Annotated in this window: 14 protein-coding genes; all 14 read right to left on the bottom strand. The window is 46.3% G+C overall.

All coding sequences use genetic code 11. The features are described from left to right. The 14 genes from tssI to tssM all read right to left on the bottom strand — a co-directional run bounded on the left by tssI (position 1) and on the right by tssM (position 19,258). The gene (tssI, locus tag MHM93_RS12245) at positions 1-1,833 is read right to left on the bottom strand and encodes a type VI secretion system tip protein TssI/VgrG (protein WP_053910770.1); all 1,833 of its coding nucleotides are present in this window, start codon (positions 1,831-1,833) and stop codon (positions 1-3) included. A 77-nt stretch (positions 1,834-1,910) separates the two neighbouring features. Beyond that, on the bottom strand, positions 1,911-2,390 hold the full coding sequence (locus tag MHM93_RS12240) for a type VI secretion system tube protein Hcp (RefSeq protein WP_045980632.1): 480 nt from the start codon (positions 2,388-2,390) through the stop codon (positions 1,911-1,913). A 272-nt stretch (positions 2,391-2,662) separates the two neighbouring features. After that, on the bottom strand, positions 2,663-5,275 hold the full coding sequence (gene tssH / locus MHM93_RS12235; RefSeq protein ID WP_053910769.1) for a type VI secretion system ATPase TssH: 2,613 nt from the start codon (positions 5,273-5,275) through the stop codon (positions 2,663-2,665). Positions 5,276-5,292: 17 nt separating this feature from the next. Continuing rightward, on the bottom strand, positions 5,293-6,276 hold the full coding sequence (gene tssG / locus MHM93_RS12230; protein WP_239449296.1) for a type VI secretion system baseplate subunit TssG: 984 nt from the start codon (positions 6,274-6,276) through the stop codon (positions 5,293-5,295). Continuing rightward, positions 6,273-8,099 carry a type VI secretion system baseplate subunit TssF gene (tssF, locus tag MHM93_RS12225; protein ID WP_239449295.1) on the bottom strand — a complete coding sequence of 609 codons (1,827 nt, stop codon included), beginning with the start codon at positions 8,097-8,099 and terminating at the stop codon, positions 6,273-6,275. Before tssF ends, tssG begins: the two co-directional genes overlap by 4 nt. Continuing rightward, the gene (gene tssE, locus MHM93_RS12220) at positions 8,096-8,587 is read right to left on the bottom strand and encodes a type VI secretion system baseplate subunit TssE (protein ID WP_045980635.1); all 492 of its coding nucleotides are present in this window, start codon (positions 8,585-8,587) and stop codon (positions 8,096-8,098) included. The genes tssF and tssE overlap by 4 nt, the downstream gene beginning before the upstream one ends. Before the next feature lie 11 nt (positions 8,588-8,598). Then, positions 8,599-9,396 carry a type VI secretion system accessory protein TagJ gene (locus tag MHM93_RS12215; protein ID WP_022944425.1) on the bottom strand — a complete coding sequence of 266 codons (798 nt, stop codon included), beginning with the start codon at positions 9,394-9,396 and terminating at the stop codon, positions 8,599-8,601. A 20-nt stretch (positions 9,397-9,416) separates the two neighbouring features. Further along, a complete protein-coding gene (gene tssC, locus MHM93_RS12210) occupies positions 9,417-10,940 on the bottom strand; it encodes a type VI secretion system contractile sheath large subunit (RefSeq protein WP_138509744.1) in 1,524 nt (507 codons plus the stop codon). 45 nt (positions 10,941-10,985) lie between these two features. Further along, on the bottom strand, positions 10,986-12,476 hold the full coding sequence (tssC, locus tag MHM93_RS12205) for a type VI secretion system contractile sheath large subunit (RefSeq protein WP_138587493.1): 1,491 nt from the start codon (positions 12,474-12,476) through the stop codon (positions 10,986-10,988). Continuing rightward, a complete protein-coding gene (gene tssB / locus MHM93_RS12200) occupies positions 12,476-12,976 on the bottom strand; it encodes a type VI secretion system contractile sheath small subunit (protein WP_138509746.1) in 501 nt (166 codons plus the stop codon). Before tssB ends, tssC (MHM93_RS12205) begins: the two co-directional genes overlap by 1 nt. A gap of 22 nt (positions 12,977-12,998) precedes the next feature. After that, on the bottom strand, positions 12,999-14,135 hold the full coding sequence (gene tssA / locus MHM93_RS12195; RefSeq protein ID WP_239449294.1) for a type VI secretion system protein TssA: 1,137 nt from the start codon (positions 14,133-14,135) through the stop codon (positions 12,999-13,001). A 124-nt stretch (positions 14,136-14,259) separates the two neighbouring features. Further along, positions 14,260-15,036, bottom strand: a complete 777-nt coding sequence (locus MHM93_RS12190) for a Stp1/IreP family PP2C-type Ser/Thr phosphatase (protein WP_022944420.1) — start codon at positions 15,034-15,036, stop codon at positions 14,260-14,262. After that, the gene (gene tagF, locus MHM93_RS12185) at positions 15,033-15,755 is read right to left on the bottom strand and encodes a type VI secretion system-associated protein TagF (protein ID WP_239449293.1); all 723 of its coding nucleotides are present in this window, start codon (positions 15,753-15,755) and stop codon (positions 15,033-15,035) included. Before tagF ends, MHM93_RS12190 begins: the two co-directional genes overlap by 4 nt. Then, entirely contained in the window at positions 15,737-19,258 is a 3,522-nt protein-coding gene (tssM, locus tag MHM93_RS12180; protein ID WP_045980640.1) for a type VI secretion system membrane subunit TssM, read from the bottom strand. The genes tagF and tssM overlap by 19 nt, the downstream gene beginning before the upstream one ends. Between the last annotated feature and the right edge of the window lie 4 nt (positions 19,259-19,262).

The following is a 19,262-nucleotide window of genomic DNA, read 5'->3' as shown; positions in this document are numbered from 1 at the left end:
TTAATTCAACTTAATCACGCCAGCTTTAAGGGCAATTTGACTGCCATTGATCTTGATATTGGTACCTTTAATATCAATGCTACCATCACTTTTCATGGTGATAGACGCGCCGCCGGTTTTAATATTAATCTCTTTACCAGCTTCAATATTAAGTGCGTCACCTACTTTCAGGGTGTCGTTTTTACCTATATCTGTACTGCGATCTTTGCCGACTTTGATCGTGTCGTTGTTGGTTATATCACTTAAACGGTCATTGAGTATGGTGTCTTTCTGATCGTTTTTAACATGTAAGTGATGGTCTTTCTCTGCTTGTAAGTAGAGGAGTTCACTGCCTTTTTTATCTTCAAAGCGTATTTCATTAAAGTTATCGGCACCACCTTCTTTGGTGGACCTTGATTTAATACCGCTTTGGGTTTTATCCGCAGGCAATGCATAAGGAGGCATCAAGTCGGCATTGTAGAGCGCACCACTGATAATGGGTTGATCAGGGTCGCCATTAATAAATTCAACTAAGACTTCTTGTCCAACACGAGGGAAGAAGAACGCGCCCCACTTTTTCCCCGCCCAGTTTTGAGCTACACGGATCCAGCACGAGCTCTTGGAGTCTTTTTTACCCTCGCGGTCCCAATCAAATTGCACCTTTACACGGCCATACTTATCGATATGGATTTCATCACCTGGATCACCGGTTACGAGTGCAGTTTGTATACCTTGAACTAAGGGTTTTTGGTAACTGCGGGTAGGGCGATAAACAGTATCTTTAGGTACGCAGCTAAAGCTGTTGGAGTAGACTAAGCCTTCACTTTGGCCAGCACCTGATTGGTTAGGAACATTGGCAGAGGTACGTAATTTTGTAACGACAAACTTTTTACCTTCTAGGCGGGGGTCTTCATGCTTTTTAAACGCAAAGATACCACCGAGCACAAACGAGCGGCAGTCACTTTTACCGCTACTCAGGTTCATGTCTTTTTGTAATGCTTGCAGTTGAATTGAAGCGAGATCCGAGGCGCGTTTGTTGCACTCTGCCTCCCCGGTGTACTCGAATACCTCGCCGCTACTTTGTGTCGGCAGCTCAGGCTTTTTCTGTTCACCGTCTGGGTATTTGCTCGGCTTTTCAAAGTCATAACCTAAACGTTTATAACTACCCGGAGCCAGCGAGAGGCCACCTTGCCAAGCACTGATATGAGATTCACTAAGATGGCCCGAGGAGTGGGCTACGGGTGAATCCGCTACATCAGCATAGACGGTTTCATCATCGGCAAAAACTAAAGTGTGATTGCCTTGTGAATGTTCAAAATAGAAGTAAATACCTTCTTGCTGGAATAAGCGTTGGATAAATTCCAAGTCATTCTCTTGATATTGAACACAATACTCGTACTTTGGATAACTCTTTTTAGTTTTATCGCTAAAAGCAACGCCATGTTGACCAAATAAATCAGCGGCAATTTCCGTAACCTTCTTTTGCTGATAGATTCGATAATTTTGGCGATGTTGCATAGTCGCAGCAACAGGCACAATAGTAACCTGATAATCGATGTAATTTTTTTGTTCATCTTTATCAGCCGTGCGTGTGCCCAAGGACACCATTTGACTTACAATACCATGAAAGTGGCGAGCCGCACCGCCGCCTTTAGCATTGCGTAACTCAATAACAGCCGCTTTACCTACTACGGCATCATGGCTTACTTGCGAGCCAATGGTAAACATATTGGCAGAGATAACAAACAGCTCGGACATACTCTCCGCAGCATTAAAGCTAGTGAGATAAAACGCATCCTTGCCAGCCGCTGTGGTGATTTTAATTACATTCTTGTCTTGTGTCGCTTTTTGCATTCCATGCCTCAATTGTTATCCAAAATACAGTAAGCTCCGACGCGTGAGCGCCGAAGCTGAGTTGGGCAACAAATAAATTACATTTGTTGACCTTTAACACCGCTGTAGCCGTATACAAGCGGCGCAGTGATGCTGTTTTTGTCGTCTGTTGGAGTTACAGTCATCATCATTTCTGTGTAGCTGATGGTGATTGTCTCGATAGGACGGTCGTTTTGTACAGACACGCTGTAGCTAGAGATCATGGCATCAGTTAGGTCGATTTTCATGATTTCTTCTACTTTGTCGCCTTGCTTAGTGATGTGGAAAGTCGCAGGTTGACCTTTACCAATCGTAGCTTCTTTGAAAAGGTCCGGAGACGCTTTATCTTGAAGTTTAGTGATAGTCACATCGCCTAGGCGAGTCGCGCTTGCTTCACGGTCCATAGCGGTACCAGTGTGAGCTGAAATTTCACGGCTGATATTCCAGTCTAGAGATAGTACTGTGATCAAATCCTTGAAAGACTCAGCAGTTGTTTCGCCTTTGATTGAACCATACTTAAGGTAAGTATTTGCTTGCATTTCTTATGCTCCTTTTTGCATTTTACTAACATCCATAAATGGATAGGGTACTTCCCGGCGAACCGGAAATTTATAGCTTCGACTTCATTATCTTTTGAACTGCAAGTAAAGGGTGGGTACTGATAAATCCCTTTGTCAGCAAAAAATAATTCCTTCTCTAGTGCATCTTTATATGCGCTGGGTAAATTATATTTAATTGCGATATCTAACACAAGAATATAATTAATAAGAAATTATATTATTCTGATTTTTGCAATTCGATTTGAGGTGGGTTAAGCCACCTCAATCACTAACTCATCACCTTCGATAGTCAATGATACTGAATTAATGTCCTTTTTACTGGTCATGCTGTTGAGTAACTCTTCACTCAGTTTCGGCAATATTTCATTTTGTAGAATATTATGAATGTTCCTAGCACCTGAACCAGGCTCATGACAGCGTTGTACGATATAATCTGTAAGCTCTTTTTCGAAGCTAAACTCTGCGCCATAGTTTTTGGCGACGCGTTTTTCGACTTTCGCGAGCTGAATTTTGGCAATGTCGATGAGCATTTCATCAGTCAGAGGTACATAAGGAACAATGTTAATTCTTCCTAAGAAAGCAGGCTTAAACGCTTCTAGTAAATCATCACGTAGCGCCTTTTGCAGTCCTTTGATAGAAGGAGCTGTTTCCGGATCGTCGAACAAGTTCATGGTGGTGTCAGTGCCGACGTTTGATGTCATGATGATAATGGTATTTTTAAAATCGATGTCACGGCCTTCACCGTCTTTGATCATCCCTTTATCAAACACTTGATAGAAAATATCCTGTACTCCAGGGTGTGCTTTTTCCATCTCATCAAGTAGTACCACACTGTATGGCTGGCGACGCACCGCCTCGGTCAAAATACCACCTTCGCCATAGCCAACGTAGCCCGGCGGTGAGCCTAATAGCAATGACACTTTATGCTCTTCTTTGAACTCAGACATATTAATAACGGTGACGTTTTCTTCTGAGCCATATACCTCACTTGCTAGTGTAAGCGCCGTCTCAGTTTTACCTACCCCGCTTGGGCCGGTAAGCATGAAAATACCATTGGGGCGGTTCTCATCAGCAAGTTGGGCGCGTGATGTTTGAACGGTTTTAGCAATAAGGTCAAGCGCATGATCTTGGCCGACCACACGTTCTTTCATGCTGTCGGCTAAGTTAAGTACCGCATTGATCTCATCTTCATGCATTTTACCGACAGGAATACCTGTCCAATCAGCAATAACTTGGGCAATGAGAGCTTCATCGACCTGCCAGTGAACCATATTTTGCTCATATTCACTTAGGTTGGCCTTAATATCATTGAGCTCAGCAACGAGCGTCTCTTTATCCGCTTGTTCTTGCTGTAGTTCACTGAGAATTTCTCCAACACGGGCTATAGCTTGTTGTTCTTGCTGCCATTGCTCTTTGAGCGGGGCTAACTGCGCTTCGATATCCGTCTTTTGTTGTTCTAATTCGGAAATTTTAGCGCTATGGTCTAAGCCCGCATTCGCTTCGCGCGTCAACATGGCCATTTGATCATCAAGGCGCTGCACTTTGCGGTTTAAGTTTTCCACCGGGCCAGGCGTAGCAGCTTGGCTCATAGCAACGCGAGCACAGGCTGTGTCTAGCAAACCAACGGCTTTATCGGGGAGTTGGCGGCCACTTACATAGCGGTGCGATAGATTCACTGCACTTTCCAGTGCCTGTTCTGATATGAAGACGCTATGGTGGCTTTCCATGACGGGTACAAGTCCGCGCAACATGGCGATGGCTTTGCTTGGCTCAGGCTCATCGACTTTGACGACTTGGAAGCGTCGAGTTAGAGCGGCGTCTTTTTCAAAGAATTTCTTATACTCGGCCCATGTCGTTGCCGCAATCGTGCGCAACTCGCCGCGCGCTAACGCGGGCTTCAGCAAGTTGGCGGCATCATTTTGACCTGCCTGACCGCCACTGCCGATCATAGTGTGGGCTTCATCAATAAATAAAATGATGGGCTGCGCCGAGTTTTTCACTTCACTAATTAGTGACTTTAAGCGGTTTTCGAACTCACCTTTCATTCCTGCGCCAGCTTGAAGGAGCGCGAGATCCAGCGTATGAATACGCACATTCTTAATTGCTTCTGGCACATCTTGTTCGGCGATGCGAAGCGCAAGCCCTTCCACAACAGCAGTTTTACCCACACCTGCCTCACCAGTCAGAATAGGGTTATTTTGACGGCGACGTGTCAGGATATCGATCATTTGTCGAATTTCGTCATCACGCCCTAGAATAGGGTCAATCTTGCCAGACTTTGCTTGCGCAGTAAGATCAATGGTGAATTGATCTAAGCTTGGCGTCTTACCCGAAGCTTGCGTTGCTGGTTTGTCAGAGTTTGATGTAGATGCAGCGAGCTGATTACTCTCATTTGATTGACCGGCCAATTCGGGCCACGCATGCAGTAATTGAGAAGGGTCAATTTTTTCCAATTGCGGTGCATGGCGCATTGTTAAAGAGCCAAGCGTGTCGTCTTTTACCAGCGTGTAAAGTAAATAAGCGCTGCGTATTTGCGTATCGTTAAACTCGATACTGGTGTTAAGCCAGGTTTGACGCAATAAAGAGATCACATGTGGTGATAAGCTGGGTGCAGACTCGTTACCGGTTTTAAAGCTTTCCAAAGCTTGGTTTAGCTCGGCCATTAATCTGTCAGCATTGATACTGAAACTCGCCAATATGATACGCACATCATCAAGTTTTTTATCCAGCATGGCATGCAACCAGTGCTCAAGCTCCACAGTAAAGTGGCTGCGACTATGGCAAAGCGCAGCCGCTGCTTCTAAGGAGCCTCGACATTCTGGCGAGAGCTTCTCTACGAGTTTATTGAGGGTCATAGATGACATAGGTGTTTTCCTTTTCCTTATTGTCCGCGTAATTGAATACAAACATCACGCGATAGTACCCGTTCCCGAGCGAGGGTTACGCCCCCATGGCCCAAGGCTGAAGACTGTTGTCCCAACCTCATAACAGGTAGGTTTTTTAATTGCGTTTTTACATTAATGTTAGCTTTGACGGCATAGCCTAAATAGCTATGGAGCATATCTTTGAGTAACCCATTTAACGGGCCTTGTGGTAACAGCGCGCGCGCTTTCGCTTTATCTTTACAATAGAAGGTAATATCAATGGCGCTATTTACATCCCATACGGATTTGCCGGCCGCAGCCTCAGAGCCAAGGCGAGCAAATTGCCCTTCGGGGTTTTCTCTTGTCCCTAAGCGTGTCTGCTCTGATGACGCTAACGGTCGCCAGGTACCGACAAATTGTTTTACGTCGACATCAAGTTCTAAATAGTGAGTGAGCAAACGCTCTAGCTGTACCGCGCTGCGCACTCGGCGGCTAAATAAACCCGCCATATGCAAACGGTAAGGTGCATTGCCGCCACTGAGGTGACCTAATACGCGAGTAAATGGGTCAAAATGCTCACTATGCGTAGAATAATTGATTGCTTGGCGATATTTCTCCCAGGCGCGGTAATACAAAGACACTAAGCGATGATTAAACATGTCGTAAAAGTCCACCATTGTGGTGTCTTTTTGCTTAATACGAGAAAGCACCAGTTCACTGTAGTGCTGGGGCAGCGCTCCGCTTGGGCCTGTGAGCCCCATAAACGTCACATCCACTTGATGATACTGTCCGCCTTGTTCGCAAGCGACTGGTTTGACTTTAGCAACAGGGGAGCCGGGAAAGCCTAAGTGCTGTACAGACTTGAACCGCACTAACTCTTGGTTAGGTAAGGCATCAGCTCCTACTTTCTGACCACGACTTCCAGCACGGTTTTGCAACATAAACACCGCTTGATAGAAGTCAAATTGGCCGGGGGTTTTATATAAGCTATCGATACTCATAACAGCGGCACCTTACCCGAACGAGGTGGCCAGCTATGATAAATACTGTCTTGATCCTTAAAACGTATGCGCAACTGAGTAAAACTATTAATGGCGGCAAATTGCGCGAAGAAATGATCTAACACCGAAGCAAAAAAGAACATGCCGCTGCCGGAGAAGTCATCCTTTGCAAAGGTCAACGTAATAGCGCTGCCACTGGCAAAACACGTACGCCCACCTTGCACAAGCCGCGCCGAGGTCATCTCAATACTGACACCATGGATATTGTCGATAAGCGCTTTCGATTCAGGTGCATTCTTAAAATCATACAGGCGTAACGTTTCTTTTAACTTGCGAAGCGCATCAGGGCCAGAGAAATAGTCCAAAGACAAGTGGGACACTAACTGCCACCGTGTAGCATCGCTAAGCTCAGGGCGAACTGCATGCGTGGGAGCAACTAAACAACGGACTTTCTTAATAATATCCGCACGCTCTGGTACCAGCATCTGCGGTTCATCACCGCCGAAAGGCAAATTGGCCGGCAAGTTGCGGTTACTGCACAGTGCTTTTATGGTAACTAACCAACTTTCATGTTCGCTGTCTGGCTCAAAATGTTCAAACTCTCTATCAACCAAGCTGAAAAAGGTGTCGGTTCCTTGCTCGGTAAATCCGCCAGCCCAATATGCAGACTCTCGGCGAATATGCCAAAAAAGTCGATCTTGATCGCGATAAGCCGGGTGAGTTTGCCCATAAAAAGGTGTTACCTGATAACTGTTATCTTTGTGGTCGTAGGCGTTGACTTCACCAACTTGAATCACTTCTGAGATATCCGCGTCCATATAGCGCGGTACCAGTTTGTACTCGTACTGGCTGAGTGATACGCGAACAGGCTCTAGTTCCTGTTCAAACAGGTTAACAATAGGCGTGCAGCCGAGTTGAAAATGTTGCTTACCGAGTTGTTTCTCAAGCTCTTGAGAGCTTTCATCGAAGTAGATGTACAGATTACAGTTTGCTTTATCTTCAGGTAGAAACTGGTTGATATCCTCTAAGTCGAAGAATAGAAACTTCTCAGGGAAAATAAAGTTCTCTGCCAACAGGCGATAGCCGGTCGCTGATTTGTCGCTGTAGGGAATGGTGGCGTGTTGGTCGCTAAAACCGACCTCTTGCAGGTGACGCGTTGAGAAGAATTTAGCTTCATGACCCTCAGCCTCGATGGCAAAGCCAATCGCGCTTTTAAAGAGTAATTCATAAATGCTCAAACTATGGTGCCACTGACCATTAATATAAAACCGTAGCTTGTTTAATTCGGTTTCTTTAAGGCCGACCTCTTTGTATTCACCCTGTAGTTCAATTTTTACTACAGATTTGGCAGTGGTAGACCAAATTGGGCGCGGAGCACTAAAAGGGGCGTTGTTAAACTGCGCGTTATTAACTTCGACCGGCCATAAATAACTGTCATAGCAGGTGCGAAAGTGACAGGTTTTCATACCTTCAACATCAGACTCAACATCACTGTCGCGCGGTAGCACCACCCCGGTTGTTGAAAGGTTCTCAGTGGTCATCTTAATGACAGACATTGACGGAATAGGGGCTTGATAATCAGGGTAGAGTTGACCCATCAAGGCGTCAGTTAATTCTGGGAAGCTGTCGTCTAGTTTTTGCCTGATCTGTGCAGTCATAAATGCAAAAGACTCAACCAAGCGCGATACATGCGGGTCTTCAATCTGTTCTTCAGAAAGCTTTAAACGCCCGGCAATCTTTGGATATTTGTCGGCAAAGTCGGCCCCCATATGACGAATATAGGCCAGTTCACGATTATAATACTTTAGTAATTCGTCATTCATAAGCTGGTCTCTTGGACTGTCATTCCCAAATTAATCGGTTCCACTTCTGAGTCAAAACTAATGAGCTCTGGTTCTGGCTCTGCCCAAAGCAGCGCATTGATGCGCAAACGCATGATTCTATCCAGCGGCAAGTCATCTTCTAGGCAGCTCACTTCGACCTCAATAAAGCGAGGTTCGAAGCGTAAAATCGTGTCGCGCACTTTTTGGCACAGTAGCTCCCGGCCTTCGGTGCTGCTAACAGGCATGTTTGAAAAATCAGGCAAGCCGTAGGTCAACACTGAGGTGGCAAGTTCTTCATACTGTCTTGGCCACGTATGCCAATGGATCCGCGCGTTCAGCAACGCTTCTAAGTCTCGGCGCACACTAGCGCGCAGAGTCTTTAGGTTAATTGCCATTCCACGGCTAGTGCTCAGCTGATTATCAGGCTCATCATCGATGAGTCTGTCTAAAATAGAAGCTTGTAGCTGATGGTCACTGCGAACGCGCATCGTTTATTCCTTTAGGCCGCTTGCTCAGATTGTTGAGCCACCGTGGTGATTTGATTAATAGCCACGGCTTCACCATCAACAAACCACATTTTCAGACCGCGACCTATGTACAGCTCGTCACCTAACTGTTGCCATTCTGTCGCTTGTCCCAGACGCTCGATTTCATTGTTATCACCACCGTAGATAGCAGGAATATGAGCTTCTCCGCTTGGACCATCTTTAATATCAATTTCGACGCGCAACCAAAGATGCTCAACCAGTGACTCGGGTTGTTTAAACTCGATGCTAAGAATTTCTTCACTGCGAGCGAGGTAAAACTCGCCATTGGTGCCGAGCAGTTCGATGTAGTTATTCAGGCTATCATCAAGATCTCTAAAATCAGTACAAGGAGCGTCATTGATCGCAAGAGTCGGGTTGGCACGCTGCTCTTCGAGCTGTTTGGCTAGGCGCTGTGCAGTATCACTATCGCCTTCGTTTAACGCGATACGTAGCTCCAAGAAAATAGCATCTAGGTCATCGTTATCATGAAATAGTTTTGGTGCAGCTTTACCTTGATAGAAGTCTTGACGCGCTTGCTCAGCACGTACTAATTGACGCAAGTTCATAGCGCCAACAGCAAAATCAGGGTTTTTCTGAACCATGTAGTCAAGCTGTTTATCAGCGCGCTCAAGCTCATTGTTAAGGCAAAGCAACTCTATGAATTGGCTGCGTATATCAAAGTTCACGGGATCATCTTTCAACTGTTGCTCACAGTAGCTGATCGCTTCAAGTAGCTTGCCTTGTTGAATGTAATCGAATATTTCCTTCATAGTAATCCTGTCTATTTGCCTTATTCGTAGTGAGTGGGTGAGAGCTCGGTCACTAACTTGATGCTGGACACCATCTGGTCTAGCTGAAAGTGGGGCTGAAGCTGCATCACTGAGTAATAATGTCCAGGTTTGGCCTGGTGTTCCTTAACATTGACCCGGGCGCTCGAAAGCGGGTAACGAGAGCGCACTTCATCAGACGCAGAGTCTGATGCGGTGGTGTAATTATTTATCCACGACTGCAGGTCTCGCTCACAGGCTTGTGGAGTCGCATAAGAACCAATTCGGTCACGGCCCATCACCTTGATGTAGTGAGCAAAGCGCGAAACACATAAAATATATTGCATCATCGAGGACAGCTTGGCGTTAATACGCGCAGCAACGCTATCGTAGTTGGCCGGTTGCTGGGCAGATGCATTACTGAAAAACACCAAGTTGCCGCTTTTACTCAGTGGCGAAAGCGGAATAAAGCCGCTATCAGAAAGTGCTTTTTCGGCTCGGTCAGTAATCAGTAAATCAACGGGAGGCTTCGGCTGTTTTTGATACAAGTCCGTTTCAAAAGGGCTCTGTGCTAGGTTCGTTACAACTCCCTGGTTAGTTTGACCAGGCTGCATTCCACGAATTTGTCCGAACCAACCTGAATTGCAAAACGCACGAATAAGCGTTGCTGCAAACGGGTAAGCGGCATTGCCCCAGAGGTTATCTTCATCGGGGTTATTAATGACCTCACGAAATTTGAATCCCTCACTACGCTGACCATCTTCAACATAAGGGGCACGCATTAGCACGCGAGGCACGGCTATCCCTAAAAACCGAGCATCTTCCATATTGCGCAGCTTTCGCCACTTAATATATTCGATTTGCTCGAATTGGGAGCTCAGGTCAACGTGAAAGCCGAGTTCGGAAAAGTTATCAACGCCAAACATATTTGCTTCTGCAGAGGTAATGAAGGGCGAGAAAGCAGCTGCGCACGTGCGCACAATTTCTTGCAAGGTATCGATATCGTTACCAGCAACGCCAGGTCGTGGCTTATGAGAAATACGATAATCTCCGATGATGACACCAAAAGGTTCACCGCCTGGATTATCATACTCGTTGGAATAAATTTGTTTAAAAAAGTCGCTTTGGTCGAAATCAATGGCTTTGCTGACATCTTTGGTCAGAGTTTGCCAACTACAATTCAGTAGCTTGATTTTGACTTTACCATCTTTGTCGTATTGCTCAGCCTCTTCTGTGAGGTATTTAACATTACGCCAACTGGACTCGAGCGCTTGAAATTTGGGGTGATGAAGGATGATATTGAGCTGCTTTTGTAACAGCTCATCAATCAGTGCGATAGTGCGACTTAAATAAGCCCCCACTTTTTCATTGCTGCGTTGCAACGGAGCATCAGGGGCGTTTTCAAGCCACAAAAGCAGTGCATGAGTTGCATCTTTTTGGCGCACGAAGCGCTCCATAAAGACATCATTTGGCAGGCGTCGAGAAGCAGATTCCTGCTGCTGCTCGAACACATCCTGACTAACAAATGAAAACTCACCAGCACTCATTCACATCATCCTTTGCAAAAATACTGAGCTTATAAAGAGGAGGGCTTAGCCCACCTCTGGAATTTTTGCTACCAAACGTAAAGAGGTGGTTAGCTCTTCCATTTGTAGCCATGGCTTGAGCCATGCCACAGCATTATAAGAACCTGGCGCACCAGGAATTTCCTTAACACTTACTTTTGCATCAGCAAGTGGGTAACGAGCACGAATTTCCTGACCGCCCCCTTCTGAAGCATTGACATAGCTCAGGATCCAACGGTTTAACCACATTTCCACATCTTCTGCTTCCATGAAGCTACCAATCTTGTCGCGCGCCATGACTTTGAGGTAATGGGCAAAACGTGAGGTTGCCATCATATAAGGTAAGCGAGCAGAAATTGCCGCATTGGCGGTTGCGTCTGGGTTATCGTAAACCTTTGGCTTTTGACAAGTTTGACCACCAAAGAACACTGCATAGTCAGTGTTTTTATAGTGACACAGTGGCAAAAAGCCTAACTTACTTAGCTCAGCTTCACGACGGTCGGTAATACCGATTTCTGTCGGACACTTGAGATCTGGGTCGCCGTCATCGCTGGTGAAAATATGCGTAGGAAGGCCTTCAACTTTACCGCCACCTTCAGCACCACGAATAGCAGTACAGAAGCCGTATTTTGAGAAGGCCTGAGTCATATTCGTTGCCATTGCATACGCAGCATTGGTCCAGCAATAATTATCATGCTCAGTATTACCAGAGCGAGAAGTCGACGGATCGACGTCAAATTCTTCGTAGCCAAACTCTTCAACTGGTTTAGTCGATTCGCCATAAGGTAGACGCGCTAGCACACGAGGCATGGTAAGCGTCACAAAGCGTGAGTCATCACTGTCACGGAATGAGCGCCACTTGGTGTATTCTAGCGATTCAAATACTTTCTCAAGGTCGCGCGGTTTGCTTAATTCTGTCCATGAGTCAAAACCAAATAGTGAAGGTGACGACGCTGAAATAAATGGACAGAAGCCAGCAGCAGAGACGTTTGACATCAAGCTTAAAGTTTCAATGTCTTCTGGGTGGTTAGTAAACTCATAGTCACCTACGATTGCACCATAGGGCTCACCACCTGGGGTGCCAAATTCAGACTCGTAAATTTTCTTAAAGGTTTGCGACTGGTCAAATTCAACAGCTTTAGAGAGATCTTTATGTAGCTCTTTCTTCTTCAAGCTCATTACACGAATTTTGAGTGTGGCATTGGTCTCTGAGTTGCTCACTAAGTGGTGCAAACCACGCCAAGAGCCTTCAAGCTTTTGAAACTCATCATTGTGCATAATGGCCGATAACTGCTTAGAAATCGCTTCATCAATGACTTTAATTGCTTCATTAAAGGTGACAGTCAGGTTTTTATTCCACTGTACTGTGCCTTTTAGCGCTTCTTCAGTTAAGGTTTTGATAAGTTCCTGAGCGCGTGAGCTTTCAGTTTGCTTGGTAGCGCCAATTGCCTGCTCTAGCAGTGAAAAGCTTTGCTCTTCTACGCCTTCCTGTTGTTGTTCTTGAACGTCCGTGCTCATTATTCTTTCTCCTCAACGTCTAACTCTTTGGCAAGTTTATCCAAGCTTTGAGTGTTGCTCAGTACGTCTTCTAGGATGTTTTCTAATTCCTCTGAGCGGTCAACCTTGGTCATTAAGTCACGTAATTTATTACGCGTGTCCATAAGGTTACGCAGCGGGTCAACTTGGTTCACAATGGCTGCGGGTTCAAAGTCAGACAGCGATTTAAACTCTAGATCAACACCAATTTCGGAGCCATCATCGGCCAAAGTGTTATCAACTTTAAGATTCAACGTTGGGCTCATGCGCTTCAACACATCGTTAAAGTTGTCGCGGTCAATTTGAATAAAACGGCGATCTTTTAATGGCTTTAGTGCCTCTTTATTGTGGCCGGAAAAATCACCGACAACACCAACAACAAAAGGGAGCTCTTTTTTGACCACTGCACCTTCAGTTTCGACATCATAGGTAATGTGGACGCGAGGCTTCCTTACTCTTTTCAACTTATCATGGATACTCATCGAGAACTCCTTTCAGATTATTCTAGGTTTCGCTATCTTCGACTTTGATGCCTGACAACTTGAAGTAACCTGTGCGTGCATCATTGTCAGATATCAGTTCGTTAAGTAGTTCCGGCAGTGTTAATTCACTCCAGCGGATTACTTGCTCTATGGTGTAAGACATGGGCGAATGAGGCTCTGTCTTACGAAAAAAATCGGATATTTTTTGTAGCTGTTTTATGGCGTCTTGGCGTGAGTTAATGCTCGCCTGAATAACGTCTTTGCTGCCGCCAGAAGTGCTCTGTTCTTCGCTATCGGCTGCGCCGCCATCGCTTGCTTGCTCATCATCAGCAGCCGGTTCATCGACAGCATTTGCGGCTTCGATACGATCTCCAGCCAGGTGCTTGATAGCGGCTCTACATTGTTCGAGAGTCTTAGTGATGTAGCTGGTAGGTTGGGGCGAACCTACTTTCTCGTCCATGGCCTCACTTAGGTGCGTGAAAGCCTGTAAACAGTCATCAATCTCTTTATCAAGAGCAACAAAGTACTCGGTTGGAGTTTCTTTGACGGCGGTGGTGATTTGCTCTAGCGATACCGCACCTTCTTCAACTCGGCGCTCTCGCTTTTCTTCATCTAGACGCTCTAAATCAACAGCACGCTCATATTCCCATAACGAGAATGGACCTTGTGACATTCCCTCGGTCATGGCGATGCTCTTTAATGGGATGATGAGTGCGCCTTCACTGTCGATACCATTGAGACCGATAATCGGTGCTACACGTTCTTCAATGTCATCTTCATCAGGGGTGGGGTAGAGGGTATCCCAATATAATTCAATAAGCTGTGCGGCAAGTTCAAAGCCATGACTTAAACCGGCAAAACCATGTAGGCGACAAAGCCCTTCTATGTACCAAGCGACTAGCTCTAAGTCCTTACACTGTTGTGCAAGGACGTCTGGGATTTGCTCAAGTAAGGGGCGCCAATCTCGCGCAACAGCAATAATACTTTCATCGTCAATGAGAGCATTACGTTCATCCGCACGCAGCGTGTTACGTAAGTCTTTTAACGTGTAGTACGTCGACGTCGGCGATACATCCTCACGCGGGTCCACCCCGGTTGGTTGCTCGTCGCTGATAGCGTTAACAAGTGGTGATAAATCGAAAAGATCGGTCCCTGACATATACGCTCAAAATCCCTTGATTGCTTAACTTAATTGCGTCTTATGCATGATAAATAATAAATGTGCCTAAAACAAGGTTATATAGCACAAATGTGATTATTTATCTTTTGGCAATAGTTAAATGTTAGAAGAGCGGTACGGTTTTGTCACCCTGATCGCACTGATTCGTCTCTTGTACATGATTTTCATTATTTTTCACTAAAATGCAGGTGACATTATCTTTCGCTCCTCGCACCAGCGCAGAGTGCATAAGTGCCATGCCGGCATCAATAATGTTCAGTGGGGATAAGGAGCTCTCTATTTCGAGATCAGAGACTTCTCCAGTGAGCCCGTCACTACAGAGTAGGAACACATCTTTATCTTGCAACTTGCCTTGCATAACCTCTGGCTGTACTTCGGGTGCTACACCTACAGCGCGAGTAATGACATTCGACAGTGGGTGCACAGCAGCCTGTTCTTCGGTAATAACACCTTCATCGACTAGCTCATTCACTTGACTGTGGTCACGTGTTTGCTGCTCGAGTCGATCGCGACGTAATAGGTAGCCGCGACTATCGCCCACCCATACGAAGTAATAGCTTTGTTCGTGAAGAAATAGCACCACCGCTGTCGAGCCCATGGTTTTACCATCCATATTTTCTTGGCTGTGCTGGTACAACTGAGTATTGGCATCTTCTAATGCCGCGATGATGACATTACAATTGACGTTGCCACTACCCACACTATCGAGGTGGCGCTTTAGCACATCAACAACCAGCTGACTGGCGTAATCGCCAGCGGCGTGGCCGCCCATACCGTCGGCGACGACCCAAACATTATGTTGTGGAAGCTCAACTAACGCATCCTCATTTATCTCTCGCACTACACCTCGATGGCTCTGCGCGTAACTGGTAATACTCATGCAGTTTCCCTGTCTAATTTTTGACTATGGTTCCAATCCCAGTGCTGCCATCGTCCATCAAGCATGGCGGAAAATTGGCTTATCGCCGGTAATCCAGGCGTAACCAGTAAGCAAGGCTCAACCAAGCAGGAACCATGTGTCCACCATAGACAATAGTTCGCATACCGTGAGCTCAGTAAATTGTGTAATAAGGTGTTAACGTCTGCACCCGGAGCCAGCATGACGCTTAACGACTCTTTGCTAGGATCGCCAGAGCGTGTCAGCAAAAGCTCTTCAATGTCTGCTTTAGGTTGTTGATATTGCTCACTAACTGATTTAAACCAACTGGGCAAATCAACCGAGTCCTCTAGCACATTGAGCACCGCATCTTCGTACTCTTGCGTTGCAAAGTCATTGTTATAACAATCCAGCGGCTTACTATTGGTAATGGCAGCGACGGTAAACGGGAAGTGACGCCCAACCGCATCAACACTGGGAATAAACGAGCCACACATAGCATTGGCACCACAGGCGCCGCTTGATAGGGCAAAGTGCCACACTGGAGAGGTGAGGTAACGCTCAGTCCACATATCACCAAGCTGCTCTTTACTTACCGCCACCACTGATTGTAACCACTCGTTCCAAGGTACCTGAAAACTACGCTCAAGTTGATGTGCGATAAAGTCCCCACGGGAGGGGACCTTTCCGCAATAGCCCATATTTACAGCTTTGTCGGACATCTGAAACTCTCTATGTTGGCACTCCAAAATGGGTGAATGGTGCTACTTGGTAGCAGTTGTACTTTAGCTTCGTTACCGCTTAAAGCGATATGTAACTGATGATCATCCTTAGTTTCTGGACGTTTCTGGCTCATATCATCAAGCATTCTGAACAGTGACCATTCACCCGAGTAGGTGGTATTCGTTGAGCGCCCGCCCTCTGGAGGCGTAAACACGATGCGTGTTTCGCTTTCTGCACTGTCCCCTGGCCAGGTCATATTGACTACACGCAGCGGCCCATGACGATAGTTAAGCGCTTGCCCATCTATTTCTAAGCGGAAGTTACTGACCTTTTTGTCCAGTGAGATAGGTTTCAACCCGAACTGTAGGCTGGGCTTATCACTGCCACCGCTGAAAAATGCTTGGCGAATTTTCGAGGCCTGCTCAAACATCGCTAGGCTGCGTTGACTAACCCCGATATCACGCTCAAAGCGCCACGGAGAGGTACTGGTATCAACATTAGCTGCTAGGTAGCGCTTGAAGAATTTATCCAATGTACCATCTGGGCCGAAGAAGCGGCTGAAATCACGCATCCGTACTTCTTGCGAAGAAATAGGGTTAAACGGATAGCGATCGGCAATGGCAACTCGGTACTCACGAACCACTTGCGAGCGCCAAATCTCATTTAAGTGCTGATTAGCGCTTGCCTTGGTAATGCGATCGGCATTATGAGTCATGCCTTCTAGCCAGTTATCAAACGGGTAGGGCAGAGAACGGCTTTGTGAGCGCAGTGTCGCAATAAATTTCGGATCGGTATTACTGGCGACCTTAGTTTTAAAGCTTAGCTTTTGCTGATCGCCATTGGCGAGCTTATCAAGATAGCGATTAAGGCTACGCAGGTTGGTTTGGATATCTTCAAGCGAATCCGGGTCAACCTCGAGGATTTTTGCAAAGGCTTGTTCCACTTCAGCACCAGGGAGTTGCATCTCGATATCTGGCATTTCATTTGGCAGTAGGCGCTTTAATCGCGACGTTTTACTATGCAGTGCCACATCGGCGGCATTAGCCGCTACAGCCGCAGCTGCTTTTTGGTTTTTTGACACCGGCATTTTGGTGAGCGCGACATTTTTTTGCACAGCAGCAAGAATATTCTTAATGGGCGCTTCTGGACCAGAAAGTATTTCTGTAACGCGCACACCTTCTTCTGTGGTGCTGTAAGGGCGCAGCGTTAAGTCATCTAAAAACTCTTCCCAATAGTAGATATAGTCGCGGAAATAACGATACTCCAAGTCTTTCTCTATACGTGCTTTGGCATCGTCACCGACTTCACTGAGATTATCACCATACACCCAACTATCATGCAGTAAGTTGCTCAATAGTTTCTTCTTCTCAATGTTAAAAATGCCATGGAAACCACTGTGGGTATAGAGCCCCGGAATCCCTGTGTTTATGTCGCGACCACTTTTAAAGCTAAACGCATACATACTGTTGTAGCTGATCACATCACTGAGTTTGAAGTCGGCCACGCTAGAGTCGATAAAGTCGGTCTTTAGGCGTTGGTAGGCGCGATCAACCAAGGGGAGTTTAGTCAGCTCTACACGGGCATTTTTAACCGCAGCAAGGTCTTGGTCGACACCTTCAAAGCCTTCAGCTAAGAGCGTTGCAATATGAGAGTTAAGAGCTTGTCGGTCAGCAATGTACGCATCGCCCGGCATCTCACGTTCAATGTACGCGGCGAACCAAGCTTGAATATCTTCGGCCTTAAAGCGTTCTGGCATATACAGCATAAGATAAGCGCGTAAGGTTTCATACAGATAACCTAAGTGTTCTTTGTGCTCACTCATCTCTGTGGTCATCGCCTCGCCCATATAAGGCGCGAGGTGTGCGAATAGTGCGCGCTTATAGGCCTCAACCGATGGTTGCTTGAGATCGCTGCCTTTGTCATAGCCTACGGCTGATGGGTCTGCAAGCGGAATATGGTCGCTATATCCTGCAGGCAGATCACGCAGGCGGTTTAGCGCTTTTGTGAGAGTAAGTAAATCAGTTTGTCCGTTCAGCCCGCCAGCCGTGAGCAGCTGGTACTCATCAATGGCGCCTTGCGTTGACTTGATGAGTTCTTTGTTCCATGAATAACTAAGGTACCAGCTAATACTCAGCGCTAAAGTGGCACAAGCAGCGGTAGATATTGCACCAATACGCATCCACTTGTTCTGTTTATCGTGGTGACGGTTAGTTGAGGCTAAGTTTTGCTCCGGAAAGACCACTTCCTCTAATAGTCGCTTAATGAAGAAGGCACGGCTACTTTCACCGCCTGTGTTAGCACTGTAACCTTTCTTATGGGCCAGTAAGTCTTCAGGTACACCTTCTTGTGTCGCACTGGTTAGGTAAACGCCCCTTAAAATAGGCAGTTGCTCGTAGGCGTTAGGGGTGAAAATTTCCTTTAGGAAGGTGTCGGCGATGCCTTGCAGTACACGCAATTGACGAGGAAATTCAAAAATAATGCCACGACGTTTCGGGTCGCGCTCATGCATCAAGCGTTGGTTGAGCTTGGCTGCAAGGTTAGAAATAAGCGCATGGAATTCCCGGTTAAAGTGATTCACCGGTGCTTGTTCATTATCCGCCGTATTCAATTCAAAAGTGACACCAAGAACTTGTTCTGCTTCTTCTTCAGTTAAATACTCAAAGTATTCATTAAAGCCAGCAATCAAATCAGCTTTTGACAAAATAACATACACAGGAAACGACATACCAAGCTGGTTTTGCAGTTCCTGCAAACGCTGCTTAATGGCGCGCGCGTGGAGATTTCGTTCGGTCTTGGTCTGGTGCATTAATTCGCTAATGCCCATGGAAATAACTACGCCGTTGATGGGGCGTAATGGTCTGTTTTTACGCAATAACCCCAAAAAACCTTGCCATGCACGAGCATCATGTCGGGCATGACTGTCTTGTGTGGTGTAGCGTCCAGCGGTATCAATGAGCACGGCTTTATTGGTGAACCACCAATCACAGTTGCGAGTACCGCCAACCCCTTGGATCATGTCGATACCCATGGATTCACGCAGTGGGTAATCAAGGCCTGAGTTGTTAATAGCGGTGGTTTTACCTGAACCCGGAGGGCCAATCATAATATACCAAGGCAGCTGGTATACATTTTGGTTTTTGTATAGCTTTGCCGTTTTTAGCGTATCAATGGCATCACTCATACGCTTTTTCAGTGTGTCGATTTCCTCGTTCACATCACTGTTGGCGTCGGCATCTCCATCAATGAGCTCATTGGCCATTTGTTCATTGCGTTTGTTCTGTTTGACTCGTTTCGACCAAGTCACTAGCAACCACACGACGACAATGGATAAAATTAACACTAACCGCCATGCTGCTGAAGCCAAAGGAACGGCACCGGCGATGGCAATGAGTGGGCCGCCAAACCATATCAATAAGGCAAGCGCTAAAAAGCCCAAAGTTGTTACTACAACTCGAGATTTAAGTTTGTACGAGAGCAGCCTCGCTTTTTCTTTGATAGACATAATC

The organism is Pseudoalteromonas sp. MM17-2, from assembly GCF_022347945.1.
Taxonomy (GTDB): domain Bacteria; phylum Pseudomonadota; class Gammaproteobacteria; order Enterobacterales; family Alteromonadaceae; genus Pseudoalteromonas; species Pseudoalteromonas ruthenica.
Note: the sequence above shows the minus strand (reverse complement) of the source record. Positions and strands in the feature narration are given on the sequence as shown.

What these genes read in the sequence shown, in the direction of transcription:
- tssI (WP_053910770.1), bottom strand. Translation starts at nt 1,833, where the DNA reads ATGCAAAAAGCGACACAAGACAAGAATGTAATTAAAATCACCACAGCG.
- MHM93_RS12240 (WP_045980632.1), bottom strand. Translation starts at nt 2,390, where the DNA reads ATGCAAGCAAATACTTACCTTAAGTATGGTTCAATCAAAGGCGAAACA.
- tssH (WP_053910769.1), bottom strand. Translation starts at nt 5,275, where the DNA reads ATGTCATCTATGACCCTCAATAAACTCGTAGAGAAGCTCTCGCCAGAA.
- tssG (WP_239449296.1), bottom strand. Translation starts at nt 6,276, where the DNA reads ATGAGTATCGATAGCTTATATAAAACCCCCGGCCAATTTGACTTCTAT.
- tssF (WP_239449295.1), bottom strand. Translation starts at nt 8,099, where the DNA reads ATGAATGACGAATTACTAAAGTATTATAATCGTGAACTGGCCTATATT.
- tssE (WP_045980635.1), bottom strand. Translation starts at nt 8,587, where the DNA reads ATGCGCGTTCGCAGTGACCATCAGCTACAAGCTTCTATTTTAGACAGA.
- MHM93_RS12215 (WP_022944425.1), bottom strand. Translation starts at nt 9,396, where the DNA reads ATGAAGGAAATATTCGATTACATTCAACAAGGCAAGCTACTTGAAGCG.
- tssC (WP_138509744.1), bottom strand. Translation starts at nt 10,940, where the DNA reads ATGAGTGCTGGTGAGTTTTCATTTGTTAGTCAGGATGTGTTCGAGCAG.
- tssC (WP_138587493.1), bottom strand. Translation starts at nt 12,476, where the DNA reads ATGAGCACGGACGTTCAAGAACAACAACAGGAAGGCGTAGAAGAGCAA.
- tssB (WP_138509746.1), bottom strand. Translation starts at nt 12,976, where the DNA reads ATGAGTATCCATGATAAGTTGAAAAGAGTAAGGAAGCCTCGCGTCCAC.
- tssA (WP_239449294.1), bottom strand. Translation starts at nt 14,135, where the DNA reads ATGTCAGGGACCGATCTTTTCGATTTATCACCACTTGTTAACGCTATC.
- MHM93_RS12190 (WP_022944420.1), bottom strand. Translation starts at nt 15,036, where the DNA reads ATGAGTATTACCAGTTACGCGCAGAGCCATCGAGGTGTAGTGCGAGAG.
- tagF (WP_239449293.1), bottom strand. Translation starts at nt 15,755, where the DNA reads ATGTCCGACAAAGCTGTAAATATGGGCTATTGCGGAAAGGTCCCCTCC.
- tssM (WP_045980640.1), bottom strand. Translation starts at nt 19,258, where the DNA reads ATGTCTATCAAAGAAAAAGCGAGGCTGCTCTCGTACAAACTTAAATCT.